The organism is Aureivirga sp. CE67, from assembly GCF_015767245.1.
Classification (GTDB): Bacteria; Bacteroidota; Bacteroidia; order Flavobacteriales; family Flavobacteriaceae; genus Aureivirga.
Window position 1 is genome coordinate 231,152 of sequence record NZ_JADOTV010000002.1, and the last position, 24,262, is coordinate 255,413.

Genomic DNA, 24,262 nt, shown 5'->3' on the forward strand with positions numbered 1-24,262 from the left:
TTTAAAAAATATAAAATATGTGGTTTGAAATATTCAAGTTCGAATTAAAATATCGTGCAAAACGCTGGGAAACGTATCTGTTTTTTCTCTTCTTATTCTTTTTTTCTATTGTTGCTGTAGATTTTGTTTTTGAAGGAGTTTCGATGGGGAAAATCAAAACCAATGCACCAATTGTAATTGCTAAAACAATGGGAGCTTCTTCAGGAATTTTTCTCTTTATCGCTTCTTTGATTATGGGAATTCCTGTACTTCGAGATTTTCAGTATAACATTACACCATTAATGTTTATAAATCCAATTAAGAAAAGGGATTATTTATTCGGTAGGTTTTTGGGCTCTTTTACAGTTTTGATTTTTGTTTTTTCTGGAATTATTTGGGGAAATATGTTTGGAGAACTACTTCCTTGGCGAAAACCTGAAAATCAACTTCCGTTTGATTTTTGGTTGTATGTTTATTCTTTTTTCACAATTGTTTTTCCGATTTTATTTTTCGGAGCAGCTTTGTTTTTTGTGGTCGGAACTTTGACGAAGAAATTGCTAGTGGTGTACACACAAGGACTTTTTGTATTTGTGCTTTTTTTGATTGTTCAAAGTATTTCTGATGAAACAATTTCTGCTTTTTTAGATCCTTTTTCGCTAAGTACTTTGACGAAAATGACCGAGAATTGGTCTGTTGTGGAAATGAGTTCCAAATGGATTCCTTTTGATGGAATTCTCTTCTGGTCAAAACTATTTTGGATTTCTATTAGTGCTTTGATCTTGTTTTTTGGTTATAAAAAGTTTCAGTTTAGTATTCCAAAATCAAAACAAAAGAATGTGATTATTGAAAAGGAAAAAAGTTTCAATAAAATAAAAAAACAGACTTTTAAAGTTCATAAAGGTTTTTATGCAACATGGAAACAATTTACTTATTGCACCAAATTCTACTTTTTATCCATCACAAAAGAAGTTTCTTTTTGGGCAATTTTGATTGCAGCTTGCGGAATTATTTTTGTCAATTCTATCAATCTAGGAACTGTTTATAATGTCGATAGTTATCCAGCCAGTTATTTTATCGTAGAGGAATTGCTAGAAATGTCCAGCTATTTTTTCATTATGATTTTGGTTTTTTATTCGGGAGAATTGATTTGGAAAGAAAAAAATGTAAATATTCATTCGATTACGGATGCTTTGCCAAATTCTAATTTTCTTCAACTTTCAGCTAAGTTTTTTGGTTTGATTTTGATTTATGTTGTACTGATTTTCGCTTTGATTATTTCAGGAATTCTTTTTCAAATATCGAAAGGATATTACCATTTTGAATTAGAAACTTATTTCTACGGTTTGTTCGGTAATTTATTTTCGACTTTAATTTTCTTCACTGCCGTTTCTTTTTTCATTCATTCTATCGTGAATAATAAGTTTGTTGGATATGTTTTGGTTTTAAGTTCAATTATTGTTTCAATTGTCGTCTCGCAGCTTGGTTTTGATTATGCTTTATATAGTTTTGGTGGAATTTCGTTTGGGAAATATTCTCAAATGAATGGCGTAGGACATTTATTGAAACCATTTATTTGGACAAAGATTTATTGGATACTTTTCTGTGTTTTACTTTTTATTTTTTCAGCTTTAATTATTGTTCGTGGTACTGAGACGAAATTTAAAGTCAGAATACGACAATTTCGAAATCGTTTTACAAAACCTATTCAAAAATTTACACTGATTGTTTTTATTCTTTTTATTTCTGTTGGAGGATTTATCTTTTATAATGTTTCTGTTTTAAATACTTACTGGACAAAAGCTGAGTCAGATAATTTTCGTGTGAATTATGAGAAAAACTTAAAACAATATGAATATATAGAACAACCAAAAATTATTGCTGTGAATTTGGAAGTAGATTTATTTCCAGAAGAAAGAGATTATTTTATCAAAGGAAAATATGTTTTAAAGAATAAAAGTGAAAAACCAATTTCTACAATTCATGTGCAGAAAACTTTAGATTCTCAGATTTTTTTAGAAGATATTTCTTTTAGTGAAGAAGTAAATTTAGATGAAAAATATTTAGAATTCGATTATTATATTTTTGAGTTAAAAGAAACTTTAGAACCAAATGATTCTTTGGAAATGAATTTTGTACAAACGTTCAAAACAGAAGGATTTGAAAGTAGTGATTCGAATTTTAGAATTGTAGAAAACGGGATTTTTCTAAGAAATCAAGATTTGCCTTCACTTGGTTACAATAAAAAATATGAACTTAGAGATGATGATAAAAGAGAAGAATTTGGTTTAAAAGCAAGAAAAGAAATTGCAGGTCAAAAGAATGTTGAAGAATTGAAAAATGCAATAAATGGAGATGATGGTTATAAAATTGATTTGGAAATAATCGTAGGAACCAATGAAAAACAGAAAGCAATTGCTCCAGGGAAATTGAAAAATCAATGGAAAAAAGATGGACGAAATTATTTTCAGTATAAATCAGAAAAACCAATGGTCAATTTTTATACGATTGTTTCTGCGGAATATGAAACTTTAGAAGATGTTTGGTTTTCTGAAAAAGAGAAGGAAGTCGCTTTAGAAATATATTATCATAAAAACCATACCTATAATTTGGATCGAATGATGGAGTCGATGAAAATGTCTTTGGATTATTTCTCTAAGAATTTTAGCGAATATCCGTATGAAGAACTACGAATTATGGAAATTCCTCGTTACGCAGATTTTGCACAATCTTTTCCTACAAGTATTCCTTTTTCAGAATCCTTAGGTTTTGTTTTAGATATTGACGCTGAAAAAGATGTAGATATGGCTTTTTATATTACAGCACATGAAATTGCACATCAATGGTGGGGATTGCAAGTAGCTGCTGCGAATGTAAAGGGAAAACATATGATTTTGGAAACTTTGGCGCAATATTCAGCCTTGATGGTTTTAAAACAAAAATATGCTGATGAAAAAGTAAATCAGTTTTTGGAAAATGAATTTGAAAGATATAAAAAAGGAAAGCTCAAAGAAGAAGGAGAGGAATTTGCTTTGAAAGATGTGGAGTATCAAGAATATATTTATTATCGAAAAGGAGCTTTGGCAATGTTTATAATTCAAAAAGAAATTGGAGAGGAAAATGTCAATAAAGCTTTGCAGAGTTTTATCCAAGAGTGGAATATTCTAGATGCTACTTTTGATAAAAATAGATATGCAACGACAGAAGATTTATTAGAAGAATTTAGAAAGGTGACTCCAAAAGAAAAACAAATTATTTTATCAGAATTATTTGAAGAAGTGAATGATGAAATTTTAGAAAAAAATATTTCAAAACCAATTTCAGAATAAAACATTACGGATATTATAATAAAAGAAATTTAGGTGGTGAAAAACGCCTAAAATTCAAAAAATCATGAAGTGTAAATTGTTTTTCTTCATTAGAAAATTTGGAATGAAAAAAAATCCGTAAATTCGCAAACCAATTGAATAGTAGCATAAAAATGAGTGCAAAGTATAAAGAATATAAAGGATTAAACTTAGTACAAGCCGCTGAGGAAGTAGCGGATTTTTGGAAAACTAATAATATTTTCGAAAAAAGTATTACGTCTCGTGAAGATAACGAACCATTTGTGTTTTTTGAAGGACCACCTTCAGCAAACGGTTTGCCAGGAATTCACCACGTAATGGCACGTACGATTAAGGATATATTTTGCCGCTACAAGACATTGAAAGGATATCAAGTAAAGCGTAAGGCAGGATGGGATACACACGGACTTCCTGTGGAACTTGGTGTTGAGAAAGAATTAAAGATTACAAAAGAAGATATCGGAACGAAGATTTCTGTAGAAGAATATAACGATGCTTGTAGAAAAGCAGTAATGCGTTATACAGATGTATGGAATAATCTTACGGAAAGAATCGGTTATTGGGTAGATATGGAAGATCCATATGTTACTTATAAACCAAAATATATGGAATCAGTATGGTGGCTTTTAGCACAATTGTATAAGAAAGATTTAATCTATAAGGGTTATACAATTCAGCCATATTCTCCAAAAGCTGGAACAGGTTTAAGTTCTCACGAGTTAAACCAACCAGGATGTTATAAAGATGTAACAGATACTACAATCGTAGCTCAGTTTAAAGCTGTAAAAGAAACGTTGCCAGAAATCTTTGCCAATGTGGATGGTGATGTACATTTCTTAGCTTGGACGACAACTCCTTGGACACTTCCTTCAAATACTGCATTGACAGTAGGAAAGAAGATTGATTATGTTTTAGTAAAATCATTCAACCAATATACAGGGAAAGAAATCAATGTAATTTTAGCTAAAAACTTAGTTGGAAAACAATTTGGTAAGAAATTCTTCGTAGTGGAAGATGTTGCTGAATTAGCTAATTTTAATAAAGGAGATAATAAAATTCCTTATTTCATTGCAAAAGAATTCAAAGGAGCAGACGTTTTAGGTGTGAAATATGAGCAATTATTGCCTTATGCACAACCTTATGAAAATGCAGATAAAGCATTTGTTGTAATTCCTGGAGATTTCGTAACAACAGAAGACGGAACAGGAATTGTACATACAGCTCCAACTTTTGGACAAGATGATGCACAAGTAGCGAAAGATGCTGGAGTTCCTGCAATGTTAGTTTTAGATGCACACGAAAATCCAGTTCCATTGGTAGATTTACAAGGGAAATTTACAGAGCACATGGGACCTTATGCTGGGAAATATGTGAAGAATGAATATTATAATGCAAATGAAGTTCCTGAAAAATCTGTAGATGTTGAAATTGCTATTCAATTAAAAGAAGAAAATAAAGCATTCCACGTTGAAAAATATAAACACAGTTATCCACATTGTTGGAGAACTGATAAACCAGTTTTATATTATCCATTAGATTCTTGGTTCATTAAAGTTACAGATAAGAAAGATCGTATGTTTGACTTAAACGAAACAATCAACTGGAAACCAAAATCTACTGGAGAAGGACGTTTTGGAAACTGGTTAAAGAATGCAAACGATTGGAATTTATCTCGTTCTCGTTATTGGGGAATTCCTCTTCCAATCTGGAGAACAGAAGATGGAACAGAAGCAATTATTATTGAGTCTGTTGCAGAATTAAAAGTAGAAATTGAAAAATCAATGGCTGCTGGTTATATGGATACGAATGTTTTCGCTGATTATGAAATCGGAAACATGAGTGACGAAAACTATGAGAACATTGATTTACATAAAAATATCGTAGATGCGGTTATTTTAGTTTCTCCTTCAGGGAAACCTATGAAAAGAGAAGCCGACTTAATCGATGTTTGGTTTGATTCTGGTTCGATGCCTTATGCACAATGGCATTATCCATTTGAAAACAAAGAATTAATCGATAATAAAGAATCATTTCCAGCAGATTTCATCGCAGAAGGAGTAGACCAAACAAGAGGTTGGTTCTATACTTTACATGCAATTGGAACAATGGTATTCGATTCTGTAGCATACAAAAACGTAGTTTCAAACGGACTAGTTTTAGATAAGTCAGGTCAAAAAATGTCAAAAAGTAAAGGAAATGCAGTGGATGCTTTTGAAACTTTAGATAAATATGGACCAGATGCTACAAGATGGTATATGATTTCGAATGCGAATCCGTGGGATAACTTAAAGTTTGATGTAGATGGAATTGATGAGGTTCGTCGTAAATTCTTCGGAACTTTATACAACACTTATTCATTCTTTAGTTTATATGCAAACTTAGATGGATTTACTTATGCTGAGGATGATATCCCAACAACAGAAAGACCAGAAATCGATCGTTGGATTCTTTCAGAATTACACACATTAATTCAAGATGTGGATAAATTCTACAAAGAATATGAGCCAACAAGAGCTACAAGAGCAATTCAAGATTTCGTAACAGAAAACTTAAGTAACTGGTTTGTTCGTTTAAGTAGAAGAAGATTCTGGAAAGGTGAGTATGGAACAGATAAGATTTCAGCATACCAAACATTATATAAATGTATGGTGACAGTAGCGAAATTAGCTTCACCAGTTTCACCATTCTTTACAGATAGACTTTACAAAGACTTAACAAGTGTAACTGGAAAAGATAACGTTGAATCTGTACATTTGGCTAAGTTCCCAGAGTTCGATGCTTCTATGGTAGATAAGTCTTTAGAAAGAAAAATGCAGAAGGCTCAGAAAATATCTTCGATGGTATTGTCGTTACGTAAGAAGGAAAACTTAAAAGTACGTCAGCCACTTCAGAAGATCATGATTCCAATTTTGGATGTAAATGATAAAGAAGATATTCTAGCAATTCAAGATTTAGTTCTTTCAGAAGTAAATGTAAAAGAGATTGATTTATTGGAAGATGCTTCGGGTATTTTAGTTAAAAATATCAAACCAAACTTCAAAGTTTTAGGACCAAAATTTGGGAAAAACATGAAGTTAATTTCAGCAGAGATCAATAAATTTTCACAAGAAGATATCGCTGAAATAGAAAAAAATGGAAGTATTTCTATTAAAATTAACGAAGAATTAGTAACTTTAGGAAAAGACGACGTTGAAATTAGCTCTCAAGATATTGAAGGTTGGCTAGTTGCAAGTCATAATAATATTACTGTTGCTTTAGATATTACAATAACAGAGACTCTGAAAAATGAAGGAATAGCGAGAGAGTTAGTAAATAGAATTCAGAATTTACGTAAAGACTCAGGTTTAGAAGTAACTGATAAAGTGACATTAACGATTAAGGAAAACGAAATGTTAACACAAGCGATTTCTGAATATGAAGATTACATCAAAACAGAAACACAAACGGTTTCTATAGACTTCAATAGCGAAGTTGGAAATGGTACGGATGTGGAGTTTGATGAAATTCAGACAGAAATAGCTATTCAAAAAATTTAGGGTTATGATAAACGATGGAACAACAGAAAGGTATTCTGATGAAAGTTTAGAGGAATTTAAAGAGATTATTCTTGACAAGATCAAAAATGCCGAAGAAGATTTACGTTTATTAGAATCTGTTTTCAAAAACGGTTCTAGTAACAAAACGGACGATACTTCTCCGCAGTTTAAAGCTTTTGAAGAAGGATCTGAAACAATGTCAAAAGAGGCGAATGTGCAATTAGCTATTCGTCAGCAAAAGTTCATTAGAGATCTAAAAAATGCTTTGGTTCGTATTGAAAATAAAACATACGGAATTTGTAGAGTAACTGGGAAATTGATCCAAAAAGAAAGATTAAAACTAGTTCCACACGCTACATTAAGTATCGAGGCAAAAAAGATGCAATATTAAGCTTCTTAAAAATATAAAAGAAGAGCTTTCTAAATCTATAGAAAGCTCTTTTTTTTGTGTATTTTTGTGAGATAGGCGAAAATTATTTTGCCTAATAATAGGTTAGAATAGGATTAATAAGATAAAATTCTATTTTTGTAAAAATTAAAATTTAAATCATTGAAAAAAGCAGTTATTATCATAGTTCTGGTTTTATTAATTGATCAAATTAGTAAGATTTGGATTAAAACGCATTTTGTGTTAGGGCAAGAAATTAGAGTGTTCGATTGGTTCCGAATTCATTTTATTGAAAATAACGGAATGGCCTGGGGAACGGAATTTGGAGGAGATAAAGGAAAATTATTCTTGACACTTTTCAGACTTGTTGCTATTACAGGAATTGGGTATTGGCTATATAGTTCAGTGAAATCAAAAGCTTCTAATTTATTAGTAGTTGCAGTAGCTCTTATTTTTGCAGGAGCTTTAGGAAATATTATTGATTCCGTTTTTTATGGAGTTATTTTTAGCGAAAGTAATTATCATGAAGTAGCTACAATGTTTCCAGAAATGGGGTATAGACCTCTTTTTTATGGTAAAGTAGTTGATATGCTTTATTTTCCGATTTGGAAAGGAGATTTACCAAGTTGGATTCCAATTGTAGGAGGGAAACCATTTACTTTTTTCAATGCAATTTTTAATATAGCAGATACCGCAATTAGTGTAGGAGTAGGGATTTTGATTGTTTTCAGTAAGAAAGTATTCCCGAAAAAATAATTAATTGTTTAAAAATATATTTATCAAAAGTGATTTAGGTCTTAGTATCTAGATCACTTTTTTGTTTTACACTTACTTTTCTCCAAGAAAATAATGGTCTGTAAGGATAGGTTCTTCCGTTTAAAAATTTTCCTATAAAAGTAGATCTTACCAAATAATGATAAGAAAGCATACAGATACCAAAACTTAAAAACATAATGATTGCAAATTTTGAAAATGCAGAAATTTCTAATTCCAAAATCAGAGAAGGAAGGTAGATCACAATTGGAAGATGGACTAAATATACCCAATAAGAAGCATCGGACATATATCTCATTTTTGATGATTTAAAATTAAAATATTTTAAAAATAACCCCATGAAACCAAAATTGTAAAACCAAATTGCGATTGAATAGGTGATTTGAGCATAAATTAATTCAAAGTTAGAAAAGAGGTTGAAATATAGATTAAAAGTAAAAAAAATAGTTCCGATAGAAATGTTTGTCCAAGTATAAGGAATGTAAATTTTCAATAAGTTTTTAGATCTAAAAAGAAACCAGCCATAAGAGAAATATAAAACATAAAAAGTGAAAAGTTTGTAATTTGGAACCAAGGAAAAACTAGCATTTGCTGTACTTGTTCCCATATTTCTTAAAGCAAAAAAACTGATAAAACTAAAAAGTATAATACCAAGAAAATTGTTTTTTAAAATAAAATCAAAACTCTTGTGGAAAATGCTGTTTCGATAAGAATATTTTTTAGTGATTTTTGCAATAAACCAAAAAATAAAAGAGATATAGGCAAGATAATATAAGAACCAAAGATGTACAGTTTCTAAAGGGAATAAAGTTCCTGTATTAAAATTCTTCAAGGCAATTTGTAAACTATGTTCTTCTCCTGAAAAAATAGCTGTGCTAAGCGAAACACTAAATTTATAAATAGGAATAATCAGAAATAAACCAGCAATAAAAGGAAAAACAATTCGGTTAATTCTATTGAAAAACATTTTTTTTGGATTTCTTTCATAAAAAAGCAAAGCACTGAAAAAACCAGAAATGATGAAGAAAATAGGCATCCTGAAGATATGAATCCATTTCGCTAAAGCATCGAAGAAAATATTATAACTAATAGGATCTTTTATAAACCAGTAGGAAGGTTTTTCTGGAACATAGGTTAAAGAAACATGAATTACTAATCCTAAAAACATCATAATTGCTCTAAGAGAATCTAAACCATGAATTCTTTCTGTTTTCTTCATAAAACTTCGGATTAATCAGTCATTTATTTAAAGTTACTTAAAAATAGAAGTAGAAAAAATTAGCTTAACATAGTTTTATGTTGTGTAATTAGTTAATAAATATTAAAAATATGTTAAAATATTAATGAAAAAATACTTTATTTGTAATTATTAATTAACCATATAAATAACTTAAAAAGATGAAATTATTAAAAGGATTTATCTTAACATTAGCCCTTGGATTTGCTGTTGTTTCTTGTAATGAAGCACTAAAAACAGATTCTAAAACAGAAACTAAAGTAGAGCAAGAGTCTAAAAAAGCTGAGACTCCAGCAGAGAAACATGGAGATCATGACGGACATGATCATGGAACTAAAGCTGATGAAACTAAATCTTCTTGTTGTACTGCTAAATGTGGTGATAACTGTTCTAAAGAAAAATGTGCAAACTGTGAGAACAAAGAAGCTTGTAAAGGAAAATGTTCTGAAAAAACGATGGCTAAGCATTGTGAAACTAAATGTAGCAAAGATTGTACGAAAGCAGATTGTGAAAAGTGTGCAGCTAAAAAAGAAGAATGTAAAAAGAAATGTGCTGCTAAGAAAGAAATGGCAGCTAAGCACTGTGAAACTAAGTGTAGCAAAGAATGTACGAAAGCAGACTGTGAAAAGTGTGCAGCTAAAAAAGAGGAGTGCAAAAAGAAATGTGCTGCTAAAAAAGAAGCTGAGAAAAAAGCATAATTATCATATAGAAAAAGGGATGAAAATTTTCATCCCTTTTTTATTTCTACTATTCAAAGTTTGGTTTACGTTTTTCTAAAAATGCAGTAGTTCCTTCTTTGAAATCATTTGTTCCGAAACAAATACCAAATTCTTCAATTTCTGTATCAAATCCGTTTACACCATCTTCGAAGTTTGCATTGATTGATTTGATTGCAGCTCTAATCGCAACAGAAGAGTTTCTAGTGATTTTTCCAGCGATTTTCTCAGCTAATGGTAATAATTCTTCTTGTGTTACAGCATAATTTACTAAACCTAAGTTTAAAGCTTCTTCAGCAGTAAGCATTCCAGCTGTCATTACTAATTCCATTGCTTTTCCTTTTCCGATTAATTGCGCTAAACGTTGCGTTCCTCCATATCCAGGAATTACTCCTAAAGAAGTTTCTGGTAATCCCATTTTAGCATTGTCCGAAGCAATTCTGAAATGTGCAGACATTGCTAATTCTAATCCTCCTCCTAAAGCAAATCCGTTTACAGCAGCAATAACTGGAGTTCCTAAGTTTTGAACAAAATCAAATAATGTTTCTTGTCCTTTTCTTGCTAATTCTGTTCCTTCTTCTACTCCAAAATGAGCAAATTCAGAAATATCAGCTCCTGCTACAAATGATTTAGTTCCGCTTCCAGTAATGATGATTACTTTCGTAGCTTTATCTTCGTCTAAACCTTTAAAAGCTTCGTGTAAGTCAGCAATCGTAGCTTTGTTTAAAGCATTTAATTTTGTTGGTCTATTGATTATAATTGTAGCAATTGATTCTTTTTTCTCTACTAAAATGTTTTCGAAATTCATTTTTTAAAAATTTGATTTTATTTTTTTGGTAAAATTATTGTGAAAATTGTTCCCATATTTTCTTCTGAAACAAAAGAAATAGAACCATTATAAGTCTCTATAATATTTTTTATCATTGGTAAACCTAATCCCATTCCACTTGATTTTGTAGTGAATTTAGGTTCAAAAACTTTGTCTTTTACTTCCTCCGAAATTCCAATTCCATTATCTGAAACTTTAATAATAATATTTTCTTTATCATCAATAAGCTCAATAAGGATTTTTGGAGTTTCTTTTGAAACGGTTGCTTGAATTGCGTTTTTAACCAAATTCGTGATGATTCTAATGAATTGAGTTCGGTCTATAAAAGCAACAATTTCATGTGATGGAAATGAATATTTGATATAACTTTTATTGAAAATATCAATAGCAAGCTTTAAAGTTTCAACAATTTCAAGTCTTTCTTTGTTTTGTTCAGGCATTTTGGCAAAACTTGAAAATGCGGAAGCGATAGAACTTAAAGTATCAATTTGTTGAATTAAACTATTAGAAAACTCATGTAATTTATGTTTAATATCTGGGTTTTCTGGATCAAATTTTCTTTCAAAACTCTGAATCGTCAAACGCATTGGCGTCAACGGATTTTTGATTTCATGCGCTACCTGTTTAGCCATTTCTCTCCAAGCTTGTTCACGCTCACTTTTTGCAAGTTTTACGGCACTTTCTTCAATTTGATTAATCATACTATTATAAGCTTTAATCAAAGTATGAATCTCAGTACTCGTATTTTCCATAAAAATCTTTTCATTCTTTTTATCCAAGAATGTTTGTTTCATTTTATTGGTGATGGTTTTCAGTGGCTGTGTTATAAAGCTAGATATGAAATAAGCCATGATAATTGCCGTTACTAACATCACAATATAAACCACAGATAATCGATATAAAAACTCTCGAAGTTCTTTATCTAAATGCGAGTTGTCCTGAAGATATTCGACATTTAAAATACCGATTGGTTTGAAAGAATCATTATCCGTAATATAAGTGTAAGAAGACTGAAAACTATCGTCTCCAATGCTTTCTTGTGTAGCAAAACGATCTGTTGGACTTTTTGCTAGTTCTGTCAGAACTTTTTCTTTAAGTTTGGTAACTTGTTTCTTTTCTCCAATTGCAGGAATAGAAGTAATTAGAAGTCTACCCTTTAAGTCATAAATACTAATGTCTACAGAGTGAGTTTGGGAAATTTCATAAACTTTTCGCCTAAAAATATTAGGTAAATAAGTTGTTTCTACTGGATATTTTTCTTCTTGTTCTAAACGAATATCAATAGCTGCCTGAATGGATCTTTCCTTTCTTTGAAGCCTTGCAGCATTATAATCTGATGTTTGTTCTTTATATTGATAAATGGTAACAGTAGCAATCAGAATAGATGCCAAAAGTACCAAGACAATCATGGATATAAAGATTCTTATTCGAAGTGATAAATGACCTATTTTCATCTTATTTTCTATGAAGGGTAAATATACAATTTGTTATTTTCTTATTATAATCAAAAAGGAAACCAAATTGCATAAAAAAACCTTACTCTTTAAGTTTAAGAATAAGGTTTTAGTTTATTAAGTTTTGTTTGTTTTAATCATGAATCCAGAAATGATCTCCGCGAAGTAAATCATCCAATGATTTTTCACCTTTCATTTCTTTTGCTTCTTCCACCTGAACTTGTACAGCATCATCATAAGTAATTCTATCTTCAGCATAGAAAATCCCAAATGGTCTTGGTAAAGCATTTTCTTCTGAAGGATCATCGAAGAAACGAACTAAAAGAGAAGCTTTATTTTTATCATTTTCATCATGAATCCATAAATCTTCTTCTGTATACTTTCCATCCGTTAATTCAACAACTTCAGGAGAAAGTCCATTAATACGAATTCCTTTTGAATTATTTTCTCCAAAAACCAACGGTTTACCATGTTCTAAGAATAAAACATTATTAGCTTTTACTTTTTTGTCTGTAAAAACTTCAAAAGCTCCGTCGTTGAAAACATTACAGTTTTGGTAAATCTCAATTGTAGAAGTTCCTTTATGATCGTTTCCTCTTTTCAGAATTTCACGCATATGTTTCGGATCTCTATCAATAGTTCTGGCAACAAATGTAGCACTTGCACCCATTACTAAAGCTAAAGGATTAAAAGGCGCGTCGATTACTCCAAGAGGTGATGATTTTGTTTTTTGTCCAAGTTTAGAAGTTGGAGAGAATTGTCCTTTTGTCAATCCATAAATTTCGTTATTAAACAAAAGTAAATTCACATCCATATTTCTACGCATCAAGTGAATCAAATGATTTCCTCCGATAGACATACTATCTCCATCTCCAGTAATCACCCAAACACTTAATTCTGGATTTGCAATTTTTAGCCCACTAACAATAGCAGGAGCTCGACCGTGAATACTATGCATTCCATAGGTATTCATATAATATGGGAACCTTGAGGAGCATCCAATTCCTGAAACAAAAACAATATTCTCTCTCTCGACACCGATTTCTGGCATCACAGATTGAACTTGCTTTAATACAGAATAATCTCCACATCCTGGACACCATTTTACATCCTGATCACTTGCAAAATCTTTTGGTTTTAATACAGTATTTTCCATTTCTATGGTATTGAAGGTACAAAAGTACGAATTAAAGCGAATTAAAAATTGATTTATATCAGACAAGTATGTTTTAATTTCCTTAAATTTGCTCAACTTTTTATAAAACACCCCTTTTAATCTATGAATGAAACCATATTGATCATTGGTGCCTGTGGGCAAATTGGGACTGAGCTTACAGCAAAGCTTAGAGAAATGAACGGAAAAGATGCAGTTATTGCTTCTGATATCCGTGAAGGATCTGAAGAATTAATGAGTTCTGGACCTTTTGAAATTTTAGATGCTACAAGTAAAGATGATATTTTAGAAATCATCAAAAGACACAAAGTATCTCAAGTATATTTGATGGCTGCTATGCTATCTGCTACAGGTGAAAAATATCCGGACAAAGCTTGGTATTTAAACATGACAACATTGTTTAATATTTTAGATTTAGCTAAAGAAGGAGAAATTAAAAAAGTATTTTGGCCAAGTTCTATTGCAGTATTTGGACCAACAACTCCAAAGCAAAATACACCACAAAAAACAGTAATGGAACCAACAACTGTTTACGGAATTAGTAAACAAACAGGAGAGCGTTGGTGTGAATATTACCATGATAAATATGGTGTAGATGTTAGAAGTATCCGTTACCCAGGAATTATTAGTTGGAAAGCGGAACCAGGTGGAGGAACTACAGACTATGCTGTGGAGATTTATCATGAAGCTTTAAAAGAAGGAAAATATACTTCTTTCTTAAATGAAGAATCTGCTTTACCTATGATGTATATGCCAGATGCAATTGACGCTACAATTCAATTGATGAATGCTCCAGCTGAAGAAGTGAAAGATCGTTCGGCTTATAATTTAGCTGCTATGACTTTTACTCCAGTAGAAATCGCAGAAGAAATTAAAAAACATATTCCAGAGTTTGAAATGTCTTATGCTCCAGATTTCCGTCAAGAAATTGCAAATAGTTGGCCACAAAGTATCGATGATACTGCTGCTAGAGAAGATTGGAATTGGAAACATGCTTTCGATTTAGAATCGATGACAAAAGACATGTTAGAAAACTTAGGGAAAAGATATTCAAAATAAATTTTCTATTTATATTCAAAAAAACTGCCAATAAGTTAAATCATATTGGCAGTTTTTGTTTTAATTATTTTTGTTGATATTTTTTATTCAATAATAATTTTCTCAACTCTTCTTTTACCATTTATTTCTAGAGAAGCTAAATATATTCCAGGTTTTAAAGAACTGATGTTAATTTCATTTCTGGTTGCTTCAAAAGATTTTGTTAAAACTTTAGATCCTAGAATATTAATAATTGTAATATTACCTTTTTCTTCTGCTTCGATAAATAAACTTCCGGTAGCAGGGTTTGGATATAACTTGATGTTTGTTAGATTAAATTCTTCAAGACCAATATCTCCAGCCATAACAAAATCTTTATTACCAATTGCAAAGAAAATATTATCAGAAGCTTTTACCATAATTCTAGCTTCTTCGTAATATCCAATTTGGTTTGGAATATCTACTTCTTGTTCACCATCATTTGGGGTGTTTTCTAATAGAGGAATGATATTTAATTCATCGTTAAAATTATAAGCTATCAAGAAAATATCTACATTATCTGTATTTATAGGAGAAGCATCTGTATTTGCTACATTCCATTTAATTGTTTTTGTTGAACCAGGTTGCCAAGTAGTTCCCTCAAATGAAGGTGTTGTTACTTTAAATGGGCCAGCTTCATCAGAAACCGTAATTTTCATATCATCTGTTTTAGATTGTCCGAATCCTGAAAAATTATCTCTAACAGTAACAGCGAAATTTAATTCTCTAGCTACGACAGGAATCACTTCCCATTCCCATCCAAGTTCTTCGTTATCTGATTCAAAAATTGATTTGATATTTGGAAAATATCTTTTATTGTTAAATCTAGGTTTATAAGATCTAAATAAAGGATTTTTGTCTTCTGTAGCTGTAGGTTTTAAATTGGTGTAATTTAAATATCGATCTTTTTGTTCCCAACAATAAGTTAATTGATCCTCGTCAGCATCTGAACCTTCAGCATCTAGAACAAAAGCGGTTCCCATTGGAATTGTATAATCATTTCCAGCATCAACAGTTGGTGCTTGGTTGTCAAATTCAGTGATTGCTGCACAGTTTGCACCTTCTTCATTTCTAATATGATTGGCAACTTGTAGCATATTGATTTGATTAAAATAATCATCTCCTGAATCTTGAACGTCTAAATCTCCTGAAATACCAGCGTAACTCATCACAGTCGATCCACTTCCTGGTTCAACATGATTATTATGTCCTTCAAATCCATTTGTAATATGAATATGATTTGCTCCAAACTGATGTCCCATTTCATGAGCAACATAATTAGTGTCAAAAGCATCACCTTGAGGAACACTATGTCTTGTCCAAGCACTTGCACTTTCTCCAGGAACACAAATACACCCTATAAAACCAGCATGTCCTTGTGGATTTCCTGTTGAGAATAAGTGTCCAAAATCATATTCAGAATTATTAAATGTAGAGTTAATTGTATTTTGAATTTGTTGATTGAATTGTGATTGATCATCAGCATCCCAAGTAAAAGGATCTGTTACAGGGTCTAGGTAAATTACTTCTTCATTATCCGTTATTATGTTGATATGAATTGTGAAATCCTTTTCAAATATTCCATTTACTCTGGTCATTGTTTCGTTCATAGCAGCTAAAGCATCAGCTTTTGTGCCACCATGATAATTAGTATATTCTGCCGTTGCTGCTATAGCAACTCTATAAGTTCTTAGTTTTCCATCATAAGAATGTCTACTTTCAATTTGATTTTCACTAATCTCAGAATTATTAGAATTCTCAGTTAAACATTCAAAATTTTGATTTAAAGTATAACCAGATTTTCGATCATAAACAGCATATAGTTCATCTTCTATATTGATTGACTCTATAAATGTAGTTGGAGAGTCTACTGTAAATGACATACTGCTTAGTCCTTTTTGTGGAGAATAACTAAAACGAATATAGTCTGTAGTGTTTTTTGGATTTATACCAATATAAGCTCTAATTTCTGGATATTTTTCTTGTAATCCAGATTCAAAGTTGGATGCTTCTTTTACTTCATAAGAAGTGATTTTTCCTTGAGAATTAGGAAATTCAATGAATGCTCCTGTTTTATCTGTTTCAAATCTATCAGGAACATTGTTCAGTAATTGAGTTAATTTTTCTGCGTTTAACTCGAATACTTCATATGCATGAGGATGTACTTTAGCGTAAAGTAAATCATCTGTTTTTTCAGATCTTTCAGAATTTATCCAAACAGATTGTGCTTTTAAAGAATAAGAGAATAAAGAAATAATAATTAAAATCAAGCTGGGGTAGTTAAACTTCATATGTTATTTTATAAAAGTTAAATTATTTTAATTTTCATAAAAAATACATATAAAAAACTATAAATACAAATATTTAATTTTTAATTGTTTGCTTCACTGATTTGTTATGATCGTTTAAAAGTAACTGTATTTATTTTTAATCCATAAAAAAAATAGGCTACCTGTTTAGATAGCCTATTTTATTTTACCCATAAAATCCTTTACAAGGATTATTAAAAAAAATAATTATTTGATGATAATTTTTTCAACTCTTCTCTTACCATTAGCTTCTAAAGAAACAAGGTAGATTCCAGGTTTTAGAGAGCTGATGTTAATTTCGTTTCTGTTAGCAGAGAATTTTTGATTTAATACTTTAGCACCAAGAATATTGATGATTGTAACATTTCCTTTTTCTTCAGAATCAATATATAATTTTCCTGAAGCAGGGTTAGGATATACACTAATTGTAGCTAAATCAAACTCCTCTAATCCAATTTGGTTATTGTAAACAATGTATTGCTCTTCACCATTCATGATGAAATCTTTTTCTCCAATAGCAAAGAAAATATTATCAGAAGCTTTTACCATGATTCTAGCATCTTCATAGTATCCAATCTCTGTTGGAATATCAACAGATTCTTGTCCATCATTAGGTGTGTTTTCTAATAAAGTAACAATTGATTCTCCATCGTTAGCAATTAAGAAAATATCTACACTTGCAGCATTGATTGGAGCCATATCTGTATTTTCAACATTCCATTTTACAGTTTTAGTTGATCCAGGTTGCCAAGTAGTTCCGTCAAAAGAAGGAGTTGTTACTTTAAATGGTCCAGCAGCAGTTGATATAGTTACTTTCATATCGTCTGTTCTACTTTGACCTACTCCCATTTTGTTATCTCTTACCGTAGCAGCGAAATTTAAATCTCTTGCTACGATTGGAATTTGTTCCCATTCCCAACCAATATTTCCATTAGTTGATTCGAAGATTGATACTAAATTAGGAAAGTATCTTTTGTTGTTATGTCTTGGTTTATAAGATCTAAATAATGGATTTTCATCTTCATTTGGAGTTGGTTTTAAAGATAAATAATTTAAGTATCTATCTTTTTGTTCCCAACAATAAGTTAATTGATCTCCATCAGCATCAGAAGCAGTAGCTTCTAATACAAAAGCAGTTCCCATAGGGATAATGTAATCATCACCTGCATCTACAGTTGGAGCTTGGTTATCAAATTCAGTAATTGAAGCGCAGTTACCACCTGAACCATTTCTTACATGGTATGCAACTTGTGCCATGTTAATTTGGTTGAAATAATCATCTCCTGAACTTTGAACATCTAAATCACCTGAAATTCCAGCATAACTCATAACAGTTGACCCACTTCCTGGCTCTACCTGGAATTGGTGTTTTTCACCATTTCCACTTGAATTTACATTGGATACGTGTGTGTGGTTAGCTCCAAATTGATGTCCCATCTCGTGAGAAGCGTAGTTTGTATCAAAAGCATCTCCTTCAGGAATGTTGTGTCTTGTCCAAGCACTTGCACTTTGTCCTGGAACACAAATACATCCAATACATCCTGCATTTCCTTGTGGGTTTCCAGTTGAGAATAAATGTCCAAAATCATATTCAGAATTAGTAAATGTAGCACTAATTGTGTTTTGAATTTGTTGATTGAACTGAGTCTGATCAGAAGCATTCCAAGTAAATGGATCTGTAACAGGGTCTAAGTAAATTACTTCATCATTATCAGCAATTAAGTTGATATGAACTGTAAAATCTTTTTCGAAGATTCCATTTAATCTTGTCATTGTAGCATTCATTGCAGCTAAAGCAGCAGATTTAGTTCCTCCATGATAAGTAGTATATTCTGCAGTAGAAGCTAAAGCAACTCTATAAGTTCTTAACTTTCCATCATAAGAATGTCTATTTTGAACTTCTTCGATATCTTTGATTCCAGCTTCTTCAGTAAGACATTCGAAGTTATGATCCACAGTATAACCTGATTTTCTATCATAAATAGCGTATAATCCTTCAGCTACATCAATAGACTCGATGTATGTTGTTGGAGCATCAACTGTAAATGACATCGAACTTAATCCTTTTTCTGGAGAAAGACTGAATCTGATATAGTCAGAAGCATTTTCAATATTTACACCAATATAAGCTCTGATGTTAGGATATTTAGCTTGTAATCCTGGTTCGAAGTTTGTTGCTTCTTTTACTTCATAAGTAGTAATTTCTCCTTGAGAATTTGGGAAATTTATCAAAGCACCAGCTTTTCCAGTTTCAAATCTTTCTGGAACATCACTTAATAATAAAGCGATTTTTTCTGTGTCTAATTTGAACACATTATATTCATGAGGTTTTACTTTTGTGTAAAGTAAAGCATCCGTATCTTTTGTTCTATCTGATCTTTCCCAAACAGTTTGGGCGTTTATAAAATAAGAGAAAAAACAAAAGAATAGTAAAATAAAATTAGAGTATATTACTTTCATACATATTTGTTTTAAAATAGTTATCAAAAATATTATATTATCGCTAATTTTTATTAATTATTATTTATTAAATATTTTTTTTGATAAAAATTAAAAAAAAAGCTAAATCAGATACTTTAAATTTAATTAATGATTTTTTATGTTTAAAAAAATAGTAAATACATAAAATTTTCACATTAAAAATAGGATTAATATTTTATTTTTAGAGTTTAAATATCTGTATAAGAATTATGTTTTTGGTTTTTTTAGATAAGATTGAACTGATTTCAAAAAAAACTTCAACAACTTTTATATTCTTAATATATTTGTAACATAGAATTTTTAAAAAATTTCACGTTGTTAATTCATAAAAGTTTAAACGATTTTTCTTCAACAAAAGAAACCGTAATTACAATCGGAACTTTTGATGGTGTTCATGTTGGTCATAAAAAGATCATTGAGCAATTAGTTCAAGATGCAAAAAAACATAATACAGAGTCTTTATTATTGACTTTCTTTCCTCATCCAAGGATGGTTCTTCAAAAAGATATGGACATTAAATTGATCAATACAATTGAGGAAAAAGCTTCTCTTTTAGAAAATTTAGGTTTAGATCATTTGATTATTCATCCTTTTGATAAAGAATTTTCAAGATTAACAGCATTAGAATTTGTTCGAAATATTTTAGTAAATAAACTTCATGTTTCAAAGTTGGTTATTGGTTATGACCATCATTTTGGAAAAAATAGAGAAGGTAGTTTTGAACAATTAAAAGAATATAGCGAATTATACGATTTTGAAATTCAAGAAATTCCTGCACAAGACATTGATCATATTTCTGTTTCATCTACAAAAATCCGAAAAGCTCTTGAAGATGGAGATATTAAAAGAGCAAATGATTATTTAGGATATTCTTTTATGCTTCATGGGAAAGTAGTGAAAGGAGAGCAAATTGGAACTACAATAGGTTATCCTACAGCAAATATTGAGATTTCTGAAGATTATAAATTAGTTCCAAAAAATGGTGTTTATATAGTACAAACTTTTTACAAAGATCAATTGTATTATGGAATGATGAATATCGGAAAACGTCCTACAGTTTTTGGAAATCATCGTACGATTGAAGTGCATCTTTTTGACTTTTCGGAGAATATTTATGGAGAAAATCTAAAGATTGAATTGCTTCATTATTTACGAGAAGAAAAAAAGTTTGAAGACATAGAGCAATTAAAACTTCAACTAGAAAAAGATAAAACAAACTCAAAACGATTTTTATTTTCTTAAAACGATTTAAAATAACTGTTGAAATACTTTATTATTCAGAGTTATTATTAAATTTGCTTTTTTATTAAAATAAAAATTATGTTACAAGTAACGTTTATCAGAGAAAACAAAGAAGCCGTATTAAAAGGTTTAGCAAAGCGTAACTTTCAGAACGCTGAAGAAATTATCAACAAAGTATTGAGTACAGACGAAAGTAAGAGAAGTATTCAGTTAGACTTAGATAATACATTGGCTGAATCCAATAAAATCTCAAAGGAAATCGGTATTTTATTCAAATCTGGTGAGCGTGAGAAAGCTGAAGAAATGAAAGCTAAAACTGCAGAATTAAAAGAAAAAACTGCAACTTTAAAAGAAGCTTTCCAAAAAGAAGCTGATGCTTTATTAGACTTATTATATCAGATTCCAAACATTCCTAATGATTTAGTTCCTGCTGGAAAAAATGAAGAAGACAACGAAACTGTTTTCGAGCACGGAGAAATTCCACAACTTTTTGAAGGAGCATTACCTCACTGGGAATTGGCTAGTAAGTATGATATTATTGATTTCGAATTAGGAAATAAAATCGCAGGAGCAGGTTTCCCTGTTTATAAAGGAAAAGGAGCTAGATTACAAAGAGCTTTGATCAACTATTTCTTAGACAAAAATACTGCTGCTGGATATAAAGAAGTACAAGTTCCTCATGTGGTGAATGAAGCTTCTGGATATGGAACAGGACAATTACCAGACAAAGAAGGGCAAATGTATCATATTCCTGCACAGGATTTATACTTAATTCCAACTGCGGAAGTTCCAGTAACAAACATTTTTAGAGATGTTTTATTAAAAGAAAAAGATTTCCCAATCACATACACCGGTTATACACCATGTTTCCGTGTAGAAGCTGGATCTTATGGAGCACATGTAAGAGGATTAAACAGATTACACCAATTTGATAAAGTAGAAATCGTAAGAGTTGAACATCCAGAGAATTCTTATAAAGCTTTAGACGGAATGGTGGAGCATGTAAAAGAAATTTTACAAGAATTAAACTTACCGTATAGAATTTTAAGACTTTGTGGTGGAGATACAGGATTTACTTCTGCTTTAACTTATGATTTTGAGTTATTCTCTACAGCGCAAGATAGATGGTTAGAAATTAGTTCTGTTTCAAACTTCGAATCTTTCCAAGCAAATAGATTAAAATTAAGATTTAAAGGAAAAGATGGTAAAAAGCAATTGGCACATACTTTAAATGGAAGTTCATTAGCATTACCAAGAGTTATGGCAGGGATTTTAGAGAATTACCAAACTCCGGAAGGAATTAAAATACCAGAAGTATTAATTCCTTACACAGGGTTTGACATAATCAACTAATAATAAACAAATCATAATACCTAAACAGTGAATGTTTTCATTTTATTGTTTAGGTATTTTTTTTAGTAATATTTTAACAATTCACTTCTGTTAAAGTATTTCATTGCTTCTTCGCTATTTTTCAATATTTATTTTAAAATTTTATTTAATTACATATTTAAATTGAAGTGTATCATAAATTGTGATATATGTTATTTAAATATGTGAAACTATATGATGATTGTCTGTAATTATGTATTATTGATTCATATTGTAATTAGTGCTTTGCTTTTAATGTAAACTTAATGTTAAGAAATTGTTTCTAATATATTTGGTTAGTGTAAAAAAATAGCTATCTTTGTGAATATATCGTTAACCATTAAAAATTTAATATCATGAAAAAAGTATTTTTTACAATATCGGTTTTAATAGGATTAGGATTATCTGCTCAAACAGTTGAACCTAAATATGAGAAAAATGAAGACTTAGTAAAAGCTACATACTATCATGATAATGGAGAAGTAAGAGAGAAAGGATTTTACAAAGACAAGAAATTACACGGAACTTGGGTTAAGTATAATGAGAAGGGAGAAAAGGTTACTTTAGGAAATTATCATGAAGGAATGAAAGTCGGAAAATGGTTATTCTGGCAAGAAGGAGTTTTAAGAGAAGTGAATTATGATAATTCTAAAATAGCTAGTGTGAGCGAATGGAAAGAAACTTCAAAAGTGGCTTACAATAAATAGTTTTACGATATACAATCAAATTTGAATACATGAGAAAACCACCTTATATAAGGTGGTTTTTTTATTTGTATTATGTTAAAAATATTCGATTTTTAGCTTTAAATATGATAATTGTTATAAAAAAAGAAAAAATATAGCAGGAAAAGTGTAAAAATAAAGACATACACTTGCTTGTTATTTCATAAGAAAAATTATTGTGTATATTTGTTTCCTATGAAAGAAGCTTGGGCAAACTTACTAATTTTACTAAAATTCTTAATCAAGAGAAATCCTGAATAAGAGCTACTACTTTTATGTAAATTATTAAGATTTAAAATTATCCAATTCTAGAAAAATAGCATTAAATTTATTTTGTCTAAAAAGAAAGAGTTTTAACCAATATTTATGGTTGAAATTTAGGATAATTTCGAAATTGACTTTAAAATTATACCAATAAAAAGTTTTATAAAATGCCAAGATATCACAAATTAGGTAGTATTCCTTCAAAGAGGCACATCACTTTCGAAAAGCCAGATGGAGGTTTATACCAAGAAGAGCTTTTTGGTACAGCAGGATTCGCAGGGAATTCTTCATTATTGTACCACATTTATCCTCCAACAGTAGTTACAGAGATAAAAAAAGTAGGAGATGTATCTCCAAAGGTTGCAATTGAGAAAAACATGAAAGCATTAAGCTTAAAAGGTTTTTCATTACCACAAGAGCAAGATTATTTAGAAAGTAGAAAAACATTATTTGTAAACAATGATTTACATATCGGTTTAGCTGCTCCTAAAGAATTTTCAAAAGATTATTTCTATAAAAATGCAGATGCAGACGAAATGTTATTCGTTCACATCGGTTCTGGAACATTAAGAACATCTTATGGAAGCATTCCTTTTGAATATGGAGATTATTTAATCATTCCAAGAGGTACGATTTATCAAATCGATTTTGATACTGAAGATAACAGGTTACTTTATGTAGAATCATTTAGTCCAATTGTAACTCCTAAACGTTACCGTAACAATTTTGGACAAATGTTAGAGCATTCACCATATTGTGAAAGAGATTTTAAACTTCCTGAAAATCTAGAAACTCATGATGAAAAAGGAGAGTTTAAAGTAAAAATCAAGAAGCAAGGTGTAATGTGGGAATATACTTATGGAAACCACCCATTTGACGTTGTAGGATGGGACGGATTTAACTATCCATTTGGATTCTCAATTCATGATTTTGAGCCATTAACAGGAAGAATTCACCAACCGCCACCAGTACACCAACAATGGGAAGCTGCTGGATTCGTAGTTTGTTCTTTCGTGCCAAGATTGTATGATTATCATCCAAAAGCAATTCCTGCTCCTTACCACCATAGTAATATTGATTCGGAAGAATTATTATACTATGTAGATGGTGATTTCATGAGTAGAAATAATATTGAAAAAGGACAAATCACTTTACATCCAGGAGGAATTCCACACGGACCACACCCTGGAGCAATTGAAAGAAGTATTGGTAAAAAGGAAACAGAAGAATTAGCTGTTATGATTGATCCTTTTGCACCAATGATGATTACGGAAGAAGCGTTAAAATTAGAAGTTGATGATTATTACAAATCATGGGCTGAGTAATTTTATGCAAGTAAAATGACTATTTTTTTCTAAAACT

At 30.5% G+C, this 24,262-nt stretch carries 16 protein-coding genes; 10 read left to right on the forward strand and 6 right to left on the reverse strand.

Going from position 1 to position 24,262, the window contains the following annotated elements; all coding sequences use genetic code 11:
• Window positions 1-17 precede the first annotated feature (17 nt).
• The 4 genes from I0K12_RS04930 to I0K12_RS04945 all read left to right on the forward strand — a co-directional run bounded on the left by I0K12_RS04930 (window position 18) and on the right by I0K12_RS04945 (window position 8,003).
• The gene (locus tag I0K12_RS04930; RefSeq protein WP_196885779.1) at window positions 18-3,305 is read left to right on the forward strand and encodes an ABC transporter permease/M1 family aminopeptidase; all 3,288 of its coding nucleotides are present in this window, start codon (window positions 18-20) and stop codon (window positions 3,303-3,305) included.
• A 152-nt stretch (window positions 3,306-3,457) separates the two neighbouring features.
• On the forward strand, window positions 3,458-6,859 hold the full coding sequence (gene ileS, locus I0K12_RS04935; protein WP_196885780.1) for an isoleucine--tRNA ligase: 3,402 nt from the start codon (window positions 3,458-3,460) through the stop codon (window positions 6,857-6,859).
• Window positions 6,860-6,863: 4 nt separating this feature from the next.
• Window positions 6,864-7,250 (forward strand): TraR/DksA family transcriptional regulator, encoded by a 387-nt coding sequence (locus I0K12_RS04940; RefSeq protein ID WP_196885781.1) that lies wholly within the window; start codon window positions 6,864-6,866, stop codon window positions 7,248-7,250.
• 159 nt (window positions 7,251-7,409) lie between these two features.
• The gene (locus tag I0K12_RS04945) at window positions 7,410-8,003 is read left to right on the forward strand and encodes a lipoprotein signal peptidase (RefSeq protein WP_196885782.1); all 594 of its coding nucleotides are present in this window, start codon (window positions 7,410-7,412) and stop codon (window positions 8,001-8,003) included.
• A gap of 34 nt (window positions 8,004-8,037) precedes the next feature.
• Here I0K12_RS04945 and I0K12_RS04950 read toward each other — a convergent pair whose 3' ends face one another.
• Window positions 8,038-9,240 (reverse strand): acyltransferase family protein, encoded by a 1,203-nt coding sequence (locus I0K12_RS04950; protein WP_196885783.1) that lies wholly within the window; start codon window positions 9,238-9,240, stop codon window positions 8,038-8,040.
• Window positions 9,241-9,419: 179 nt separating this feature from the next.
• Here I0K12_RS04950 and I0K12_RS04955 point away from each other — a divergent pair, with 179 nt between their 5' ends.
• A complete protein-coding gene (locus I0K12_RS04955) occupies window positions 9,420-9,956 on the forward strand; it encodes a hypothetical protein (RefSeq protein WP_196885784.1) in 537 nt (178 codons plus the stop codon).
• Window positions 9,957-10,005: 49 nt separating this feature from the next.
• Here the strand turns inward: I0K12_RS04955 and I0K12_RS04960 are convergent, their stop codons facing one another.
• From I0K12_RS04960 to I0K12_RS04970, 3 genes are all read right to left on the reverse strand, one after another.
• Window positions 10,006-10,782 carry an enoyl-CoA hydratase/isomerase family protein gene (locus I0K12_RS04960; RefSeq protein ID WP_196885785.1) on the reverse strand — a complete coding sequence of 259 codons (777 nt, stop codon included), beginning with the start codon at window positions 10,780-10,782 and terminating at the stop codon, window positions 10,006-10,008.
• Between the two features lie 17 nt (window positions 10,783-10,799).
• Entirely contained in the window at window positions 10,800-12,212 is a 1,413-nt protein-coding gene (locus I0K12_RS04965) for a sensor histidine kinase (protein WP_231372705.1), read from the reverse strand.
• 178 nt (window positions 12,213-12,390) lie between these two features.
• Window positions 12,391-13,413 carry a 2-oxoacid:ferredoxin oxidoreductase subunit beta gene (locus I0K12_RS04970; RefSeq protein WP_196885787.1) on the reverse strand — a complete coding sequence of 341 codons (1,023 nt, stop codon included), beginning with the start codon at window positions 13,411-13,413 and terminating at the stop codon, window positions 12,391-12,393.
• Window positions 13,414-13,536: 123 nt separating this feature from the next.
• Between I0K12_RS04970 and I0K12_RS04975 the strand changes: the two genes are divergently transcribed.
• Window positions 13,537-14,490 carry an NAD-dependent epimerase/dehydratase family protein gene (locus I0K12_RS04975; RefSeq protein WP_196885788.1) on the forward strand — a complete coding sequence of 318 codons (954 nt, stop codon included), beginning with the start codon at window positions 13,537-13,539 and terminating at the stop codon, window positions 14,488-14,490.
• Window positions 14,491-14,573: 83 nt separating this feature from the next.
• Here I0K12_RS04975 and I0K12_RS04980 read toward each other — a convergent pair whose 3' ends face one another.
• Entirely contained in the window at window positions 14,574-16,799 is a 2,226-nt protein-coding gene (locus tag I0K12_RS04980) for a reprolysin-like metallopeptidase (protein WP_196885789.1), read from the reverse strand.
• Window positions 16,800-17,024: 225 nt separating this feature from the next.
• A complete protein-coding gene (locus tag I0K12_RS04985; RefSeq protein ID WP_196885790.1) occupies window positions 17,025-19,277 on the reverse strand; it encodes a reprolysin-like metallopeptidase in 2,253 nt (750 codons plus the stop codon).
• 336 nt (window positions 19,278-19,613) lie between these two features.
• On the opposite strand from I0K12_RS04985, the gene I0K12_RS04990 reads away from it, so the two are divergent.
• From I0K12_RS04990 to I0K12_RS05005, 4 genes are all read left to right on the forward strand, one after another.
• Complete coding sequence (locus I0K12_RS04990) at window positions 19,614-20,540, forward strand: bifunctional riboflavin kinase/FAD synthetase (protein ID WP_196885791.1); 927 nt, start codon at window positions 19,614-19,616, stop codon at window positions 20,538-20,540.
• Between the two features lie 78 nt (window positions 20,541-20,618).
• Entirely contained in the window at window positions 20,619-21,893 is a 1,275-nt protein-coding gene (gene serS / locus I0K12_RS04995; RefSeq protein ID WP_196885792.1) for a serine--tRNA ligase, read from the forward strand.
• 374 nt (window positions 21,894-22,267) lie between these two features.
• Window positions 22,268-22,618, forward strand: a complete 351-nt coding sequence (locus I0K12_RS05000; protein ID WP_196885793.1) for a hypothetical protein — start codon at window positions 22,268-22,270, stop codon at window positions 22,616-22,618.
• Between the two features lie 449 nt (window positions 22,619-23,067).
• Window positions 23,068-24,225, forward strand: a complete 1,158-nt coding sequence (locus I0K12_RS05005) for a homogentisate 1,2-dioxygenase (RefSeq protein ID WP_196885794.1) — start codon at window positions 23,068-23,070, stop codon at window positions 24,223-24,225.
• Window positions 24,226-24,262: the final 37 nt, after the last annotated feature.

Excerpts from the sequence above, each read along its gene's own strand:
- I0K12_RS05005 (WP_196885794.1), top strand. The coding sequence starts at position 23,068 with ATGCCAAGATATCACAAATTAGGTAGTATTCCTTCAAAGAGGCACATC.
- I0K12_RS04930 (WP_196885779.1), top strand. The coding sequence starts at position 18 with ATGTGGTTTGAAATATTCAAGTTCGAATTAAAATATCGTGCAAAACGC.
- I0K12_RS04975 (WP_196885788.1), top strand. The coding sequence starts at position 13,537 with ATGAATGAAACCATATTGATCATTGGTGCCTGTGGGCAAATTGGGACT.
- I0K12_RS04940 (WP_196885781.1), top strand. The coding sequence starts at position 6,864 with ATGATAAACGATGGAACAACAGAAAGGTATTCTGATGAAAGTTTAGAG.
- I0K12_RS05000 (WP_196885793.1), top strand. The coding sequence starts at position 22,268 with ATGAAAAAAGTATTTTTTACAATATCGGTTTTAATAGGATTAGGATTA.
- ileS (WP_196885780.1), top strand. The coding sequence starts at position 3,458 with ATGAGTGCAAAGTATAAAGAATATAAAGGATTAAACTTAGTACAAGCC.
- I0K12_RS04965 (WP_231372705.1), bottom strand. The coding sequence starts at position 12,212 with ATGATTGTCTTGGTACTTTTGGCATCTATTCTGATTGCTACTGTTACC.
- I0K12_RS04985 (WP_196885790.1), bottom strand. The coding sequence starts at position 19,277 with ATGAAAGTAATATACTCTAATTTTATTTTACTATTCTTTTGTTTTTTC.
- serS (WP_196885792.1), top strand. The coding sequence starts at position 20,619 with ATGTTACAAGTAACGTTTATCAGAGAAAACAAAGAAGCCGTATTAAAA.
- I0K12_RS04970 (WP_196885787.1), bottom strand. The coding sequence starts at position 13,413 with ATGGAAAATACTGTATTAAAACCAAAAGATTTTGCAAGTGATCAGGAT.
- I0K12_RS04960 (WP_196885785.1), bottom strand. The coding sequence starts at position 10,782 with ATGAATTTCGAAAACATTTTAGTAGAGAAAAAAGAATCAATTGCTACA.
- I0K12_RS04950 (WP_196885783.1), bottom strand. The coding sequence starts at position 9,240 with ATGAAGAAAACAGAAAGAATTCATGGTTTAGATTCTCTTAGAGCAATT.
- I0K12_RS04955 (WP_196885784.1), top strand. The coding sequence starts at position 9,420 with ATGAAATTATTAAAAGGATTTATCTTAACATTAGCCCTTGGATTTGCT.
- I0K12_RS04980 (WP_196885789.1), bottom strand. The coding sequence starts at position 16,799 with ATGAAGTTTAACTACCCCAGCTTGATTTTAATTATTATTTCTTTATTC.